This window comes from Flagellimonas meishanensis (assembly GCF_019880545.1).
Lineage (GTDB): Bacteria > Bacteroidota > Bacteroidia > Flavobacteriales > Flavobacteriaceae > Flagellimonas > Flagellimonas meishanensis.
This window is the reverse complement of the sequence record NZ_JAINVW010000003.1, coordinates 387938-405710: the sequence shown is the minus strand read 5'-3', so window position 1 is coordinate 405710 and position 17773 is coordinate 387938. Positions and strand designations below refer to the sequence as shown.

Here is a 17773-nt window from a genome sequence, read left to right as displayed (position 1 = left end):
ATCAGCACCAAAAACAACAAACTTGAACAGAATGACAATCAATTTGCAAAGGGCCAAGTGGAACTATATGATTTTTTGGCTCCTGATTGCCCAAGTGGCGGTAGCACAACAAGACCCGCAGTATACCCAATATATGTATAACACCCAAATTGTTAATCCTGCCTATGCGGGATCAAGGGAGGTATTGAGCTTCGGGGTTTTGGGGCGTACACAATGGGTAAGCCTCGATGGTTCCCCACAAACCGGGACCTTTACCGTGAATTTTCCAACTGGGCTTTATAGAAATATGGGACTGGGACTTTCCATAGTACACGATCAAATTGGTCCGGCCATTGAATCCAACGCAGTTGTGGATTACTCCTACTCCATCAATATGGCGCCCTATACTATAAGCAAACTTTCATTCGGTCTGAAAGCGGGCGTAGATCTCCTGGACGTGGATTATAGCAGACTTGAATTGTCCGATCCCAACGATGCACTCTTCCAAAATAATGTGGACCAAAGATTTAATTTGCAAGTTGGGGCAGGTATCTATTATCGAACAGAACAGTTCTATGCCGGGGTTTCCGTGCCAAACTTCCTGAACTCCAAACATTTTGACGAAAGTTCCCTTGAAAATCAAAATGTGAATGATATTGCGGTGGAGCGATTGCACTATTTCTACATTATGGGATATGTTTTCAACCTGGGTCCGAGCCTGAAATTCAAACCTGCCACATTGGTCAAGTTTGTCAGTGGGGCACCATTGCAATGGGATGCTTCTGCCAACTTTCTAATAAATGAGAAAAATGCCCTGGGGGCCTCATATCGATGGAACGCGGCGATTAGTGCTTTGGTCGGTTTTCAAATATCGAGGTCTGTTTTCGCAGGTGTGGCCTATGATTATCAATCCACGGCGATAGAAGATTATAGTAATGGTTCGTATGAGGTTTTCCTAAGATTTGATGTGTTCAATAGATTGGATCGAGTCCTGACCCCCAGATTCTTTTAAAAAAATAAGGATGTACAGAAAGATTTCAATAACATTTTTGTTTGCAGGATTGTTCACCTTGGGAGTCCAAGCACAGAAAAGTAACATAAATAAGGCTAATGAGGTTTTTGAAGCCTACGCATATATTGATGCACGGGAAATCTACCTCAAAGTGGTCAAAAGTGGCTATGAATCAGCTCAGATATATAAAAACTTGGGCGATACCTACTACTTCAACGGGGAATACTCGGATGCGGTACAATGGTACAAAAGGCTCATTGATAAGTATCCCACCGATCTGGAACCTGAATATTACTACAGGACCGCACAGTGCTACAAGAGTATCGGGGAATACCATGAATCCAAAAAAATGATGGGAAAGTTCGCATCCCTTTCATCAACCACAAATCTCGCAAACAACTTTATGGAAGGTTACCCGAGACTGGATAGCTTGGTGTATAGTACTTCAGAAAAATATGAAGTGGTAAACATCACCGATGGGTTGTCCAGTTCGGACTTTGGCCCTGCCTTTTATCAGGATAAATTGGTTTACGCTTCCTCCTCCAAAAATACCAAGGGAAGCAAAACCCACGAGTGGACAGGACTTAGGTATCTAGATCTATTTGAAGCTACGCTTGACGATGAAAGCAATCTCGCCAATCCCACTCCGTTAAAAGGGGATATAAACACCCCTTATCATGAATCCACGCCTGCTTTTACCAAGGATGGAAAGACGGTTTATTTCACCAGAAACAACTATTTGGATGGCAAAAAAAGAAAAAACAAGGATAGGGAAATAACCCTGAAGATATATAAAGCGGAAAAAAAAGAGGATGGCTCATGGACCAATGTTACCGAGTTGCCGTTCAACAATGATGGCTACGCCACAGCCCACCCTGCGTTGAGCCCTGATGAAAAACGACTATACTTTTCATCTGACAGAAGTGGTGGCCGTGGTAAATCCGATCTTTGGTATGTGGAGATTTTGGGGAACAACTCCTACGGGGCACCCAAAAACCTAGGGCCCGATATAAACACCGAAGCCAGGGAAACATTTCCTTATATCAGCAAGAACAACATCCTATACTTCGCCAGTGATGGTCATCTTGGTCTGGGAGGCTTGGATATTTTTGCAATCTCATTGGACGGGGACAGCCGTTACCAAAATGTGACCAACCTAAAAAAACCTATCAACTCCAATTACGACGATTTTGGTTTCATCATGGATGAGGAAAAACAAATCGGTTTTCTCTCTTCCAATCGAACTGGTGGCGAAGGCAGTGCGTCCGATGACATATATAAGGTAAGGGAGTCCTGTGCGGTGCAATCGGTACAGGGAGTAATCACCGATGCCAAGACCAAACTGCCCTTGCAGGGTGCCTTGGTGACCTTGCTGAACGAGGATAATGAAAAAATTGCACAGACCATATCAAGTGCGGACGGAAGCTATACGTTCGATGATCTTGTCGGTTGCAATAAACAGTACAGTGTGCGGGGCGAATACGAGGAAATGGAATATAGTCCCACCGAGAAAACAATAACGGTTCGTGGGGATAAAACTAAGGAAGTAGTAGATTTACAACTGTCACCTTCTGATTGTCCACCTAACGACCTTGGATGCAGATTGACGCTTCAACCCATCTATTTTGATTACGGTCGATATGCCATCAGACCCGATGCCGAAGTGGAACTGGCCAAAATCCTTGAGGCCATGAAAGAATATCCACAATTGAAGATCCACATCGAGTCCCATACCGACTCCAGGTCCAGTGATGGTTTCAATATGCGCTTGTCGCACAGAAGAGCGCAGGCCACCTTGCAATGGTTCGTCAACAATGGAATTGAGCGCTCCAGACTTTCGGCCAAAGGTTATGGAGAAACCCGATTGCTGAACAAATGCTCCAATGGCGTACGCTGCTCCGATGCAGAACACCAATTGAACAGGAGATCCATGTTCATCATAAAAGAATAACTTATAAATTATAATATACTGATTATCAATTATATATAATTTTTGGCACGCTGATTGCTACTAGCTAGGTGGATGCAAATAATTGCATCTTGAACTTAAAACCTTTGGAATATGAAAAAGTTAGTACTCTTGATAGCAGCGGTCGCTTTCGGTACACTGGGTACCAAAGCTGCCAAATTGGATCACTCAGCCGTAGCAACAACTTTTGGTTACGGAAACTCATTCATCTTCGTAGAAAATGGGGTGACTTTTTCAGTATATCCCGATGGTGAGTTTGATTTCTTTATGGACAATAGGGTCAATATTGGTGTTGGGGCTCGAATCGGGAATGTTGGAGTTACCTTCAATTCCGGATATGATTATAACCCTTTTGTACAATATGATGATTTTGGTGCAGTGGTGCAGGTTGAAAATATCCCCATATTTTATGACTTCTATGGAAGGGTAAATCAAATTGGTGATGTAAACATCTGGTATCGTAATGGATTTGTAAGACGTATTGGTGGACTGAATATCTTTTATAGAGGTGGTGTTTTTAGTCACCATACCGGATTCATCAACATATACAATAGACATTATGTGTATAGGCCATACCATAGATGGTTCATAAGACCTACCGTTGGTTTCTGTAATGTGTACACTAGCCCTTATAGAAGGTATTACAACCCGGTTCGATATACATACTATGGCCCGTACAGGAACAATTTCCGTAGATCATACGCTCAAGTTGGACGGGTATATAGAAACGACAACAGGTATCACAGCCGTAGGGCCGATATCTATAGAAATGATAGAAGAGTGTCCGTCCGCGACAACAATGTCCTTAGAAGGGGAGATTATGCCAGAAGTGGCCATGATGTTTCCAGAAGGAATGATGATCACCGAAGAGGTAACGAGGTAGCTCGATCAAACAACAGTGTGAGGAGAACTGCCAATGTAGATAGGGATGTAAATCGTAATGGTTACAGAAAAGGCGAAGGGATATCTCGATCTAACAATAGTGCCAGGAGAGCCTCGACTGTAGATAGAAATGTTGAACGAAACGATTATAGAAAAGGAAATGCCGTATCGCAGCGAAGCAGCAGAACTGTTGAACAAACAAGGGTGACAAAAACCCCGGACAGGAGAACCGTAACCAACAGACAGGTTACCAAGAGTCCAAATCGAACAACAGTCTCACGGACCACCAAAAGTACTTATAAAAGGCCCCAGGCCCAACAGCGAAGTACAGAAAGGTCAGTGGTAAGTAGAGGAAATACCCAAAAGAGGTCAGTTTCCAAAGCGACCAGAACAACGGTCAAACGAGATTCTGGAAACGCTTCAAGATATAGCAGAAGTAATTCTACTGGAGCCAAAGGTAGAAGCTCCAGGAAACAATAAAGATTGTTTTTAGGTTGGTTAGTTGTTTACCCCGTAGTTGGATACGTCCGCTACGGGGTTTTTCTTTTCAGCCATTTTGAAAGAAATCCGGTGATATCGTCAGATATATTAAATCGGTACAAAATCCCCAAATACATCATCACGATCAATCCTGACTTCAAGATTATGTTCAACACGGGATGAAAGGAAAAATCGACCAGCCAAAATAAGGCTCCCAGTAACAAAAGTGTGGACAAAACCTTGAACGTGGCCGCGGTAAAGGGAAGAAATCCAAATTTTTTCCAGACAAAGTACAGTTTTGCCAAATTGAAAAGTACAATGGAGACAAAGCTTGCCAAAGCGGCCCCTTCCATGCCATATCTGGGAATCAATACCAAATTAAGGGCAATGGTAAGTGCGGCGAGCCCAATTCCATATAGCAATATGGTCTTGTAAAACCTTGAATTGAACAAAATTGAATTGTTGTTTCCCAAAAGTGAGTCAAAAACCTTGGCCAACCCTATCAAAAAAACAATCAAAAAACCGCCACGATACGACGCTGGAAGCAATAGGTACAGTTCCTCCAAGTTCAATATGATCAAGAGAAAAACAAGCCCTGAGGCAATAAACAAGGTCAACGATGTCTTTTTGTACAAACTGTCCAGCCCGTCTTTGCCCCCTGAATTGAGTAGCTCGGCAGTCAATGGATATGTAATTTGGTGCATAGCCCTTGACGGGACTATGATAACTGTGGCAATGTAAACGGCCACTCCATAATATGCCACATTTTCAATCTTCACGAACTGGTTGAGCATCACCTTATCGATCTCCAACAAAATGAGTGCAGCGGAACCGCCCAAAATAAGCAACAGCGAATACCAAAGAATATCCTTGGTGTTGGATGGAAATGCAATGCTGAAACGTGGCCAGTGAATGCTATATGCATATATCTTGATGATCAAGGTCCGAAGCACATATAAACCTACCAAAAGAATGAAAAAACTGTCCAAGGAAATGATCTCAAAATAAAGAATGATAAGCAATACGGTCACCCCAATTCGTCCAAAAACCTCCTTCATGAAATTCCCAAAAACCGACTTTAAATGAACCTTGCACCACGAATAGAACACCTCAAAGTAGGCCATCGCAATGCCAATCAAAACCACAAACCACAAATAATCCTTTACCATGGGGTTCACCCTCGACACCAGTGCGCCAAGCGGTTCTTGGAACAACCAAACCAAGATTGCCACAGGGAGTATGCCGAGCAGTGGCACCATCAGCATCAAACTTAGAAAACGGTCCTTTTCCGAATCCTTGTACTGACTATAAAAACGAACCATCGCATTATGGGCGCCAAAAGCCAGGAGCGGCATCAATATGGCACCAGAAGCCAAGATAAAGGTGACCAAGCCATAGTGGGAATCCGATAAAATATGGGTATATAGAAACAAGGTGTTCGCGGCACCAACAAGAAAGCCCGCATAAGTGATCACGACATTGTTGATGGACTGTTTTAAGACAATTCCCATTGTATAATATTGGTCAAGGCACCCGTAAGTTTTTTTCGATGGTATTTTTCCACCCCTTTGGCGTCAATCTGCAATCGGTCCGATTCATACTTTTCAAACCAATCCAAAAGTACAGCTTTTATGGTGGCTTTGTCCCCATGGACACAAACCCTGCCGGCTTGGGTTTCAGAAACAATCGCTCCCGCATCCCAATTTTCGGGTCCAACGGCCAGGATGGGACGTCCAGCGTTCAGATACTCAAAAAGTTTTCCTGGTATTATGCCCTTTGTTTCCTCTGAATCAATCTCCAACAAAAGCAGCACCTGCGACTTCTGCTGCACTTTTACCACTTGGTCATGGGATAGATAGCCCATAAGTTCCAAATAGGGCATCAGACCAAAATCTTCCAAGGATGAAAGCGTCTCTCCCCCTACCACACCAGCCAACTGGATTTTCAGTGCATTGCCGAAGCGTTTGTTTTCACGAATCAAATCGCCCAGTACTTCCCAAAGCGAAATGGGATTCCGTCCCGTGAGCAAAGATCCCAAATGCGAGATGGTAAACGCATCATCCAATGCGGTCGGCACCAATCTCCCATCAAAGCCATTGGTAATGACCCGAATGGGCTTACTCGTGATACGCTCAAATTCCTTTTGGGTGGTGGGGCTGGTGACGATGATTTTATCGGCAGTGTTCAGCACCTCACGCTCCAAGTGCTCATGCTTTTTTTGCGAAGCCCGGGTCAATCCCAATTTTTTTTGATATCCAATGGACGTCCAGGGATCTCGAAAATCTGCTATCCACTGTATATCGAACTTTCTCTTTAAACCCAAACCGATGAGATGCAGGCTATGGGGAGGTCCCGTAGTAATAATGGTCCTTATCCCCTCCTTTTCAATAAGCGATGAAAGGACTCGTATGGAAGGTTTTACCCAATATTTACGGGCATCGGGTATGAAGAGATTGCCACGGATCCACAGCAACAGTTTTTCCAATATGGACGGATTCTTTTCCGAGATCATCCCGGAACTGATGCTTTTGGTTTTGCTTCTGGACAGCAGGGACGCCCAACGATAAGGTTCCCGAATCGGCTGTTGAATCACTTGGACCCCTTGCGGGATATCCGCTGCCAATTGCTCATCTAGTATCGGGTAATTTGGGTTCTTGGGAACATAAACAAGGGGTTCCACACCAAAATCCGGCAGGTATTTCACAAATTTCAGCCACCGCTGTACCCCTGGTCCTCCAGCGGGAGGCCAATAATACGTTATGACCAAAACTTTTTGCATTATTCCTTTTTGGATTTTTTGGGTCGAAGCGAATACCCTATCCCTCCTACTATGATCAAGCCCAAAACGATGCATCCCCCCAAGGCAATTTGACTTCCCATTTGCACCACCTCGGGCTCAAATGTGAATTCAATTTCATGTTCCCCGGCCGGTACCTTTATGCCCCGCAAAGCATAGTTGACCCTATAAATAGGCTGGGGTTGGCCATCCACTGAGGCTTTCCATCCCTTCGGGTAATGCATTTCTGAAAAAACGGCAAATCCATCGTTGGTGTTGGTCGCTCTATATTTGAGATAATTGGGTCGGTAGTCCACCAGTTCTATATGGGCCAAAGAATCCTTTTCGAAGCTGAGCTTGGTCACCTGAGGGTATTCCCTGGTGTTGATGATGCCCTCATCCTTTGAATCAAAATCCCTCAGGGCCAAAATCGCCTCATTTTGTGAACCTACCGCAACCAAACGCTCCACATACCAAGCATTGCCATTGGCGTCCTCGTTCAGGGCAGGGAAGCTTTTCCCCTCTTCATCCTGTTGGATCACATATTTTACGTTCAGCATGTTCAACACCGACAAGTTGTTTTGGTACAAATGGTAATCGAACAACTCTTGCAATGCCCTTGGCTTCGCCGCATGATACCCACCAACTGATTTATGGAAATAGGACGTTCGTGCACCATTCAACCCTTCTTGCGGATCAAAGACGCGGAATACCCTTGGATCTTGCTGTATCATCTCATCAATTTGACTGGCTTGGAACGGAGTGTTCATTATTCGCTGACGTACAAAATCATCCTCGTTCACATAGCGGCGTCCCACACCGACCAAATCAAACAAAATCAACCCGCCCAAAATAAAGACAAACAAGTTCTTCCCAATCTTCTCCTTAACGAAAAACCATAAAGTGGCAGCAGCCAGCACAACATAAATTATGGAACGGAAGGTGTCATGGATATACACTGCCTCTCTGTCCCGCTGAATCATGGTCATCAATTCGTCGCCAAAATACCTCCTGTACGTATCATCCCTTAGGCCTTCAAAATCGAAAAAGCCTTTGAGCAAGAAAATGGAAACCCCCAATCCTAGGGTGATGAAAAAACTCCATTTAAGCGCATTCAGTTTCTCTTTATTTCCTACGGAAGATTTAAAAAGTCTGTGAACGGCGAGTATGCCCAAAACCGGCAAACAGAGTTCCAAAACCACCTGTACCGAAGACACAGCCCTGAATTTGTTATAAAGTGGAAAATAATCGATCATGAAATCGGTAAGCGTCGGAAAGTTTTTCCCCCAGGACAAAAGCAAAGACAGCACAGCTCCCGCCAAGAGCCACCATTTGTGCTTGCTCTTGACCAAGAACAATCCCAAAATGAACAAAAAGAACACAATGGCCCCTACATAGGCCGGTGCCGCTACAATGGGTTGGTCTCCCCAATACAATGGCAATCCGGTGGACAGTTCCAACGCCTTGCTTGGAGGCAGTCCCTGATCGGTCAAATACTCATAGGCCTTGGAATCCTTGCCCAAATCCTCGTTGCCAGACCCCCCGAACAATCGCGGTGCAAAAAGGTTGAGTGATTCGGCGATTCCATAACTGTATTGGGTAATGTATTCCCTGTCCAATCCAGCGGAAGGCTCTTTAGGACTTCCATCGGGGTTTACGGTCAGTTCCGATTTTCCCCTCGTGCTCCAGTCGGCATATTCCTTTGTGGCCATCAGGCCGGTGGCATTGGTGGCAATGGAAAGCACCACGGCCAGGACCAAAATTCCGATAGAAGCAAAAAAATGTTTGAGTTTTTTGTCCTTAATGGCATAAATCAATTGCACCAAACCCAAAATCAGGACCAACAACATAAAGTAATAGGTCATCTGATAGTGGTTCGCATTGATTTCGAGCGCCATGGCCAGTGCGGTCAGAATAAATCCAAGCAAGTATTTTTTTCGGAACACCAATACAATTCCTCCCAAAACCATGGGCATATACCCCAGCGCATGCGCCTTGGCATTGTGTCCAACACCTAAAATAATGATCAGATATGTTGAAAACCCAAAGGCCAATGCCCCCAAAACAGCTAAGCGAAAATCTGCTTTTAAACTCAACATTAAGATGTAGAAACCGAGTAGGTATAAAAACAAATAGTCTGCAGGTCGGGGTAAAAACCGAATCAAACGGTCCAATTTTTTGATATAATCATGCGGGTAGTTGGCTCCCAACTGATAGGTTGGCATGCCCCCGAAAGCACTGTTGGTCCAGTAGGACTCTTCCCCCGTCAACTCTTTGTGGTCGTTCCTTTCCTTGGCCATGCCCTTGTACTGCGCAATATCGGATTGATATATGGCCTTGCCCTGCAACACGGGATAAAAGTATACAAGCGCTGCAAGTATGAAGAAGGCAATTACGCAACCGTGGGTGATAAGGCCTTTGGGAGAAAAGTTCATGGATAGCTTTTGAATCGACAAATATTAGTCAATTTCTTCAAAATCTATATATTCTCCAACTTTTTTTGTGGGTCTGGACCCTTGGGAAGGGTTTTTAAAAATGGTGGTCTCCCCTTCCGCATCGTGCCTCTTTTGCGAAGTACCATACCCGTCAAACTGTCGCCCAAAACGTTCTTGGGTCTTCTTCATGGCATAATTGAAGAGTTTGGGCGCCAACCACTTCAACAGTAATTTGAGACCGTAGTATACTAATATTAAGAGTAATATCGTTTGTAGTATAACCATATAACCTTAGCTATTGCGGCAAAATTACATTGTTAGTCCTTTACAAACCTGAAACGTATCATAAAATAGTATTAAAATAAGTTATATGGATTTTTCCCTGGTCAGAAAGACACTTTTCGCCTTCGTAATGGTTCCAATGGCCCTGTCGGCGCAATACACGGATGTGATCAATTCCAACAGACCCGGAAGGGCGGTCAGCGCCTACGCTGTGGGGAAGAATGTGGTGCAGGCCGAGGTGGGACTGTTTTATGAGCAACAGGATGACGCTGACCTCAATTTCGACTCCAATATTTTCGGGACCGACATTGCCCTGCGTTACGGACTGTTTTTTGAGCAGCTGGAGCTTGTGTACGAAGGTTCCTTTATTACCCAAAGCATAGATTTTTCAGGATTGACGGCGGACCAGACCTTAACGGATTTTACCCGCAACCGGATTGGGGCCAAATATTTGATCTTTGATCCCTTTAAAAATCCTGAGGCCAACAAGCCCAACCTATATAGCTGGAGGGCCAACAATGTTTTTCAATGGAAAAACCTGATTCCAGCGGTTTCACTGTATGGAGGGGCCACTTTTACTTTGGGCGACAATCCGTTTTACTTGGGCGATCCCAATATTTCCTATCGCGGTGCGGTGGCCACGCAAAGCAGGCTCTCCCCCCGTTTCGTGCTTATTTCCAACATTGCGTACGACCGAATCGGTACGGACTTTCCGGAATGGAGTTATGCGGTTTCCGTTACACACTCTTTTAGAAACCCCAAATGGAGTGTTTTTGTGGAAAACCAGGGCATCAAAAGTGATCGTCGGTCCGATTTATTGCTGCGCACTGGATTGGCACATCTTTTCAACGAAAATTTTCAGGCCGATTTTCATCTCGGGGCCAATTTCAAGGATTCGCCTTCCCGCCTGTTCGCCGTTGCCGGAGTTTCCTACCGATTGGACTTCCACAAGGACGTGCTGATTCCCATCGACCAACAAAGTGGGGGAAAAAATGGGAAGATCAAAAGAAACGCTTCAAAGAAGAAGGGCAAAAAACAAAAGAGAAAAAAGAAGGACGAAATCGACTTTTAAGTTTTGCCACATTCCCTTTTCTACTGTTCGGAATATTCCTAATATTGGGCTTGCAAAACTCAATGTATGGTCCACATTAAAAAGGTCGGCTCCAAAGCGGACCTAAAAAAGTTTGTAAAATTCCCCTTTGCACTGTACAAGGATTCCCTCTACTGGGTCCCCCCTATCATCAAAGATGAAATGGAATCTTTTGATGCGACCAAAAACCCTGTTTTTAAGAATGCGGAGGCGCAATTCTTTTTGGCCTACAAGGACAATAGGTTGGTGGGACGTGTCGCCGCCATCATCAATTGGTTGGAGGTGAAGGAACAGGGCCTCAAGAAAATGCGTTTTGGCTGGTTCGATTTTGTGGACGATCTAGAAGTGTCGAAGGCCCTGTTGGATAAAGTGGCAGAAATTGGCCTACAAAATGAACTGGACTATATGGAGGGGCCGGTAGGCTTTTCCAACCTGGACAAGGTGGGTGTGCTCACCGAGGGCTTTGACCATATTGGCACCATGATCACCTGGTACAACCATCCCTATTACCAATCACATTATGAGGCGCATAGTTTTGTGAAGGAAAAAGAATATTTGGAAAACAAGTTTTTGGCCGCAAAAGCGGACCCCAAACTGTTCTACAAGGCCAATTTGCTGGTAAAAAAACGGTATGGCCTCCGGGAGATCAATTTTGAAAAGAGCAAGGACATCATGCCCTGGGTGGACAAGATGTTCGACCTGTTCAACGACACCTACTCCCGGCTGTCGTCCTTTGTGAAGATCACCGATGTGCAAAAGGAATATTTTAAAAAGAAGTACATCAGCTTTATAAACCCGGAGTACATTAAGTTTGTGGTGGATGAAAAAGACGAACTGGTGGCCTTTGCCATTGTGATGCCCTCTTTTTCCAAAGCCCTGCAAAAAGCGAAGGGCCGCTTGTTCCCTACGGGAATCTTTCATCTGCTAAAGGCCAAAAGGCACAGCAAGGATGTAATCTTTTATCTTATTGGCATACATCCCAATTATCAAAACAAGGGGGTAACCGCCATTATTTTTAATGAATACCACCAGACGTTTACGCAAAAGGGCATTGTGAACTGCATCCGCACTCCCGAACTGGAGGACAATGTGGCCATACGGCAAATGTGGAAGCATTTTGATCCCGTAACACACAAACGCCGGCGTACCTACCGAAAGAATTTATAGGCGTTCTATCCTCGGCACTACCCGATTTCAAGCGATTATTCCCATTTAAAAACGCTTGGAAGCATTTAAAGCAGCCTATCCGCAGGAATTGCAAGGTTTTTTGTACTTTTTCAACAACCATTTAGGGAGTGCTTTTATACCCTAGTTAGCCGCAATTGAATGCAACACCTACAATTAACAAGAAAAGAAATTGATAAGTTGACTGAAATTAAAGATTCAGTTCAAAAACTTGTTAACTATGTTGAGAAACAAATAACTGACTTTGAAATATCAGAAAATCACGAACTTTTTATCCAAAGAAGAACCGAATATGAACAGCGTTGGAAAAAGTATAAAAATAAAATTTTTCATATTTTAAATGATTCTGATTGGAATGAAAGTCTACCAGAGTGGATTGATAAAATATGTATCGAAAAAGAGGTGAACAGGCATCATTATCTTGACATTTCTGCTCTAAATGTTTTTTTGCATAACCTATTGGCTTTTCAATATCCACTGCAAACGGAACCGACAACTCGTATGGTTAATGCGATTCTAACCGAACAGGGATATGAAGATGGAATTTTGACAATCACGGAACTATACGAAGAAGAAACAAACGAAACCATAAAATCTGAATTAGGAAAACGAGTAAAAAGGAGTAAGGAATTTTCAAAATACAAAGAGCAATTAATTGATATTGCATTATCAGACAATAAAAGCATATGGGAATGGACTAATTCAAACAATTTGACCTCTCAAGAAAGTTATGATATTCTTTGTGAGTTCAGTCTTTCTTTGGAATTTATGGATAAAACTAAAGGGAATCTAAAAGTTGAAGATGAATTAGATAATGCCTTGGACGATTTATGGAATATAAAATTAAAAAACAACAGTGGCTAACAATGGCTATAGGTAATTGCTTGTCCTCGCCTACTTCTGAAAATCCACGAGGATTTTCAGTTTGGTGTGTACTTGCTAAATTAACCGCAAAACTACACAACTACTCATAGCCCAACCGTTGGCAAACATTTAAAAGCAACTTAACGGAAAAGAAAATAAACTGAATTGGATAATAGCATAATCGGAATTGGAATTGCACTCGGAGTTAGTTTCTTTATTCTTTACACAAGGAAAAAGAAATGGATGACCGAAAAAATAGTGTGGCTGATTTGCATCGGACTTTTAGCATTCGGAATATTTGGATTTTTATACTCAAAATCTGAATTTAAAGATGACAAGGTTATGTACTTCGGATTTTGTGTTCCAATAGTTTATTGGATTTTTGACCGACTTTTTAAAAAAATTAGTGAAAACATACATAAAAGAGACTTTATTCTCTTTTTGAGATATTCGGACGAAATAAATGACCGACTTGGAGCAAAAAATCCTCACGTAAAAGATTCTGACAAATTATTTTCTTTTGGACTTTTGATTATAATTGTGGCTACTCTATTTATCGGAATTAAAATATTATGAAAATAAAAAACGATTTGCCAACAATGTATAACCGCAATTACGGCGGATTCGACTACCCCTCGACTGTGCTCGGGGCAGGCTAGAATCCACTCGGAATTGCCAACGTCTGTGCCAAACCGAAAATTAACACATATTAACCCGTAACTGACGGTTATACGATACCGTTGGCAACAAGCTAAAAAATGACAAACGAAATTGAATTTGACGAAAATCTGTGGTTTAATCACAAAGGTTGTGAGGGAAAACATTATCTGATTGGAAATCCACATACTTTTCGCGGACGAATTTATGCTTGGTGTCCAAAAAAAGAACGGAGTTTTTTTGTGTCTTTATCGGAAATTGAAAATATGTCGGAATATTCAAAATATTGGATAAACGGATTCTTAAACGGAAATCAACCTGAACCGCCAGCTGACTCAAATGGAGATGTTGATTTTGAAAGTGTGGAATACAAAAAATGGACTGAATCGATTGAGTTATTTACTCGAACTGGATATTGGACTGACGAAAAACGGAAATGTGAAAAATGTGGAACGGAATTACTTAACGCTGAACCAAATGAAACTTGCGAAAACTGTTAATCGGAATAAAAGCCAGTTGCCAACAATGTATAACCGCAATTACGGCGGATTCGACTACCCCTAGACTGTGCTCGGGGCAGGCTAGAATCCACTCGGAATTGCTAACGTCTGTGCTAAACCGAAAAATAACGCATATTAACCCGTAACTGATGGTTATACGAGCCATTGTGTTTAATAAAAAAAACCGCATTCAATGAATATAAATCAGCTAGAATTTTTCTTTGTTTTTAAATGAGAGAAATAGAAAAAATATGGTTAGAAACAGGCTATAAATGTTTTGCTTATGAAGGTCCAAAAGGACTTAAGATAGAACGATTATCTAAAGAAGTCGGGAAAAATAAATCTTCATTTTATCATTTGTTTGCTGATTTAGAAGTTTTTACGGAAGGTTTATTGGAGTTTCACTTGAGCCGAGCAAAAAATATTTCATCAAAAGAATCAAATGCAAAGAATGAAGAAGAATTAATATCCATTATCATCGAACATAAAACTGACTTATTATTTAACCGTCAACTTAGAATCCATAGAAACCACCCTGAATTCAAAGAATACCTAGATCGTATCATGCAATTTTCCGTTCAGGGGTTACTTCCTGTATGGAAAAACATAATTTCCTTATCAGAGAATAGTGCTTTAGCACAAATGGTTTTACATCTTAGTTTGGAGAATTTTTATCTTCAAATTACAGACGAGACCCTAAACGAGTCGTGGCTAAAGGCATACTTTGCTGATATTCGGCAAATGGTTTTCCTCTTTAAAGGCCAATTGGACGGTAACGTCTAAAATCTGACGTTCAGCTTCTCTAATTTTGTCTGAAAGGCAGATCGGATATGGAGTTTAACAAATTACACATGTTGATGCTTTGTATAGCATTAATAATTAATCAAGGCTGCACTATGGTTAAAATAACAATAAGCGAAAAGAGAAATCCAATTCCGCAACAAGTAACAATTGGAGAAAACAGTAAGATAAAAACTTGGGGGGCAATCAAAGTAAACAAGTCTCACTTTTTCCCTTCAAGTTTTCAGATTAAAGTTGATGATGTGCTTATTTACATCGATCCTGTAGGACTTGTGAATGCCGAATATGCAGACTATATTTTGATAACACATGCGCATCCAGACCATTTCTCTTTTGAAGATATAAAAAGTCTTTTAAAAGATGAAACAACGATTATTTGTTCAAAGGGTGTTTCAAAAAAACTGTTAGATTTCAAAAATGAAATCCAAGTCGTAAAGCCTAATCATCAAATAGAACTTGAGGGTTTAAGCATCGAGACAACTTTTGCGTACAATACAAAATCAGTTTTTTTATGGATTAAAGCACACCCTAGATCGAAAGATAATGTAGGCTATGTTCTTACATTAAAAAATGGTCTAAAAATATACCACGCAGGAGATACAGACTATATCACTGAATTGGAAGACCTAAATGATATTGATGTTGCTTTGGTTCCAATTGGAGGAGATAACCTAACCATGAATGAAGAGGAAGCTGCCAAGATTGTAAATAAGATTCGACCTAAAGTTACTATTCCAATGCACTATGAAATAAAAAACGTAGAAGAATTGAATCGGTTTGAAACTTTGGTAAACAAAAGAACCAACGTCATTAAATTAAACTAGAGAAGTAAAGTAAGAATATCAAAGAAATATGACACTTCAAGATTTAGGATATAATGATTACTTCCAAAAATTAAGACTCGATAATAATCTTGAGGGTTTTGGAATTGGTCGTGTAATAGCCGAACACAAGGAAAGGTACATTGTAAAGAATGAAAAAGGTGAATTTGAAGCAGAGATTACGGGAAATTTAAGATTTTCTGCCAAAAGTCGTAAAGACTTTCCAGCCGTTGGAGATTGGGTTTCTTTGATAAATTATGAACCAAATTTTGCAATTATTCATAGCATTCTACCTAGACTTTCTATGCTATCCAGACAAGCTGTGAACAAATTTGGTGAGTTACAAATAATTGCCAGCAATATCGATTATGGCTTGATTGTGCAATCCGTAAATAGAGATTTTAGCATTAACCGATTGGAACGATATTTAACCCTGTGCTACAGTTCTAACATTGAGCCAATAATTGTTATAACTAAAACAGACTTAACGGACGAACATAACTTGAATGATTTGCTGAACAAAATAAAAGTCAGAGTTGAAAGTGTTCCTCTTATCCACGTAAGTAATAAAACAAAGGTTGGAATCGACAAATTGAAAAAACTTCTCTATAAAGGAAAGACATATTGTCTTCTTGGTTCTTCAGGTGTGGGGAAATCATCCCTGATTAACAACTTGATTGGAGGAAGTCGAATGAAAACAGCTGCTATTAGCGAAAGCATTGATAGAGGTAAACACGTTACAACACATCGCGAATTAATTCCTATGATAAACGGGGCCATACTTATTGACAATCCAGGAATGCGAGAAGTCGGTATTACGGACGGTGTACTGGGAATTGAAAGTACATTTGAAAAAATATATGACTTTGCACAAAACTGTAAGTTTTCAGATTGCACACACACTTCTGAATCAGATTGTGCAGTTCAACTAGCTATAGATAATGGACAGATAGAGATATCGCATTTTGAAAACTTTATGAAAATGGAACGAGAGAAAGAACATTATGAATCAACTGTAGCCGAAAAACGGAGAAAGGACAAGGATTTTGGAAAAATGATAAAAAGCTTTAAGAAAACAAAAAAACAAAACAAGTACTAAGCACAACAATGTGTATAAGCAATAGCGGTTTGGGTGCTAATTCAAACCGCTTTTTCATTGAATTAAAGTATATTGTAATTTGAAAAGTAGTCGCTTAAAATCCGCTACTGCTCATAGCCGAGACCGTTGTACACCATTATGAAAAACCTGCATGCAACCATATTAACCCTTTTGATTTTTGGTGCTTCTTTGGCTCAAAAAAACGAAAATGACTTACTGAAAAACTATGGCTCCTATGTTGAGAAAAATATAGAAATGGGAAAATGGAGTACTAAATTTTATCTCACAAATGGACTTGTTTCAGTCCGAGAAAGTTATTGGAAAAATGAACTACGAAGCCGAACTGAATATAAATATGACCGATTTGGAAATGTAGAACGTGAAATAAATACCTATGACATCAACGAGGGACAGATAAACGATATTTCAAATCTAAAATTGGAATATGATGACTCATTGCTTGTAAGAAAGACATTTGATTTTGGAACAACCGAAAAATATTCTGATTTCACTGAATTAGGTAAACCAAAACTTATTGAGAAAAAAGACGAAGTTTTATTAAAAGCCCTTTCTAAAGAACAAATTGAATATGATGATAAAGGAAATATTATCAAATCAACGGAGTTTACCGATTATAGAGATAGTCCTGTTTCACCAAAACCAGAGAATGAAAAATGTATAATAACATACAAATATGACGACCGAAATAATGTTATTGAAATTAACAGAAAATATGAACCAAAGCAAGAATTTCCAATCGCAATTACAGGGGGACCATTTTTGTATGAATATGAGTATTTTAGATACAAATACAACAAAAATGGACTTTGGACTAAAAAGTTTAAAACTGTTGACGGAAAAGAATATTTAATTGCGAAAAGAAAATATAAATAACGAAAGTACAACAATGGGTATAAGTAATTGCTTGCCTGCCTGTCGGC

16 protein-coding genes are annotated in these 17773 nt (G+C 41.1%); 12 read left to right on the top strand and 4 right to left on the bottom strand.

Going from position 1 to position 17773, the window contains the following annotated elements:
* Positions 1-31 precede the first annotated feature (31 nt).
* The 3 genes from K7G75_RS09765 to K7G75_RS09755 all read left to right on the top strand — a co-directional run bounded on the left by K7G75_RS09765 (position 32) and on the right by K7G75_RS09755 (position 4322).
* Positions 32-991 carry a PorP/SprF family type IX secretion system membrane protein gene (locus K7G75_RS09765; RefSeq protein ID WP_222984065.1) on the top strand — a complete coding sequence of 320 codons (960 nt, stop codon included), beginning with the start codon at positions 32-34 and terminating at the stop codon, positions 989-991.
* Positions 992-1001: 10 nt separating this feature from the next.
* Positions 1002-2942: an OmpA family protein gene (locus tag K7G75_RS09760; protein ID WP_222984064.1), complete on the top strand. Its 1941-nt coding sequence runs from the start codon at positions 1002-1004 to the stop codon at positions 2940-2942.
* Positions 2943-3053: 111 nt separating this feature from the next.
* A complete protein-coding gene (locus K7G75_RS09755) occupies positions 3054-4322 on the top strand; it encodes a hypothetical protein (protein ID WP_222984063.1) in 1269 nt (422 codons plus the stop codon).
* A 50-nt stretch (positions 4323-4372) separates the two neighbouring features.
* Here the strand turns inward: K7G75_RS09755 and K7G75_RS09750 are convergent, their stop codons facing one another.
* The 4 genes from K7G75_RS09750 to K7G75_RS09735 are packed head-to-tail and all read right to left on the bottom strand — an operon-like array spanning position 4373 to position 9818.
* A complete protein-coding gene (locus tag K7G75_RS09750) occupies positions 4373-5833 on the bottom strand; it encodes a lipopolysaccharide biosynthesis protein (protein ID WP_222984062.1) in 1461 nt (486 codons plus the stop codon).
* Positions 5818-7101 (bottom strand): glycosyltransferase family 4 protein, encoded by a 1284-nt coding sequence (locus K7G75_RS09745; protein WP_222984061.1) that lies wholly within the window; start codon positions 7099-7101, stop codon positions 5818-5820. The genes K7G75_RS09750 and K7G75_RS09745 overlap by 16 nt, the downstream gene beginning before the upstream one ends.
* A complete protein-coding gene (locus tag K7G75_RS14890) occupies positions 7101-9533 on the bottom strand; it encodes a YfhO family protein (RefSeq protein ID WP_222984060.1) in 2433 nt (810 codons plus the stop codon). The genes K7G75_RS09745 and K7G75_RS14890 overlap by 1 nt, the downstream gene beginning before the upstream one ends.
* 24 nt (positions 9534-9557) lie before the next feature.
* A complete protein-coding gene (locus K7G75_RS09735) occupies positions 9558-9818 on the bottom strand; it encodes a DUF4834 family protein (RefSeq protein ID WP_222984059.1) in 261 nt (86 codons plus the stop codon).
* Between the two features lie 85 nt (positions 9819-9903).
* On the opposite strand from K7G75_RS09735, the gene K7G75_RS09730 reads away from it, so the two are divergent.
* From K7G75_RS09730 to K7G75_RS09690, 9 genes are all read left to right on the top strand, one after another.
* A complete protein-coding gene (locus tag K7G75_RS09730; RefSeq protein ID WP_222984058.1) occupies positions 9904-10887 on the top strand; it encodes a transporter in 984 nt (327 codons plus the stop codon).
* A gap of 66 nt (positions 10888-10953) precedes the next feature.
* Positions 10954-12072, top strand: coding sequence for a GTP cyclohydrolase (locus K7G75_RS09725; protein ID WP_222984057.1), 1119 nt, complete (start codon positions 10954-10956; stop codon positions 12070-12072).
* A 159-nt stretch (positions 12073-12231) separates the two neighbouring features.
* Positions 12232-12954, top strand: a complete 723-nt coding sequence (locus tag K7G75_RS09720; protein WP_222984056.1) for a hypothetical protein — start codon at positions 12232-12234, stop codon at positions 12952-12954.
* Between the two features lie 165 nt (positions 12955-13119).
* The gene (locus K7G75_RS09715; RefSeq protein WP_222984055.1) at positions 13120-13530 is read left to right on the top strand and encodes a hypothetical protein; all 411 of its coding nucleotides are present in this window, start codon (positions 13120-13122) and stop codon (positions 13528-13530) included.
* Positions 13531-13712: 182 nt separating this feature from the next.
* Entirely contained in the window at positions 13713-14111 is a 399-nt protein-coding gene (locus K7G75_RS09710; RefSeq protein ID WP_222984054.1) for a hypothetical protein, read from the top strand.
* 231 nt (positions 14112-14342) lie between these two features.
* Complete coding sequence (locus K7G75_RS09705) at positions 14343-14894, top strand: TetR/AcrR family transcriptional regulator (protein WP_222984053.1); 552 nt, start codon at positions 14343-14345, stop codon at positions 14892-14894.
* A 47-nt stretch (positions 14895-14941) separates the two neighbouring features.
* Complete coding sequence (locus K7G75_RS09700) at positions 14942-15736, top strand: MBL fold metallo-hydrolase (RefSeq protein ID WP_222984052.1); 795 nt, start codon at positions 14942-14944, stop codon at positions 15734-15736.
* A gap of 28 nt (positions 15737-15764) precedes the next feature.
* Positions 15765-16832 (top strand): ribosome small subunit-dependent GTPase A, encoded by a 1068-nt coding sequence (gene rsgA / locus K7G75_RS09695; protein WP_222984051.1) that lies wholly within the window; start codon positions 15765-15767, stop codon positions 16830-16832.
* A 138-nt stretch (positions 16833-16970) separates the two neighbouring features.
* Complete coding sequence (locus tag K7G75_RS09690) at positions 16971-17726, top strand: hypothetical protein (protein ID WP_222984050.1); 756 nt, start codon at positions 16971-16973, stop codon at positions 17724-17726.
* The last annotated feature ends 47 nt before the right edge of the window (positions 17727-17773 follow it).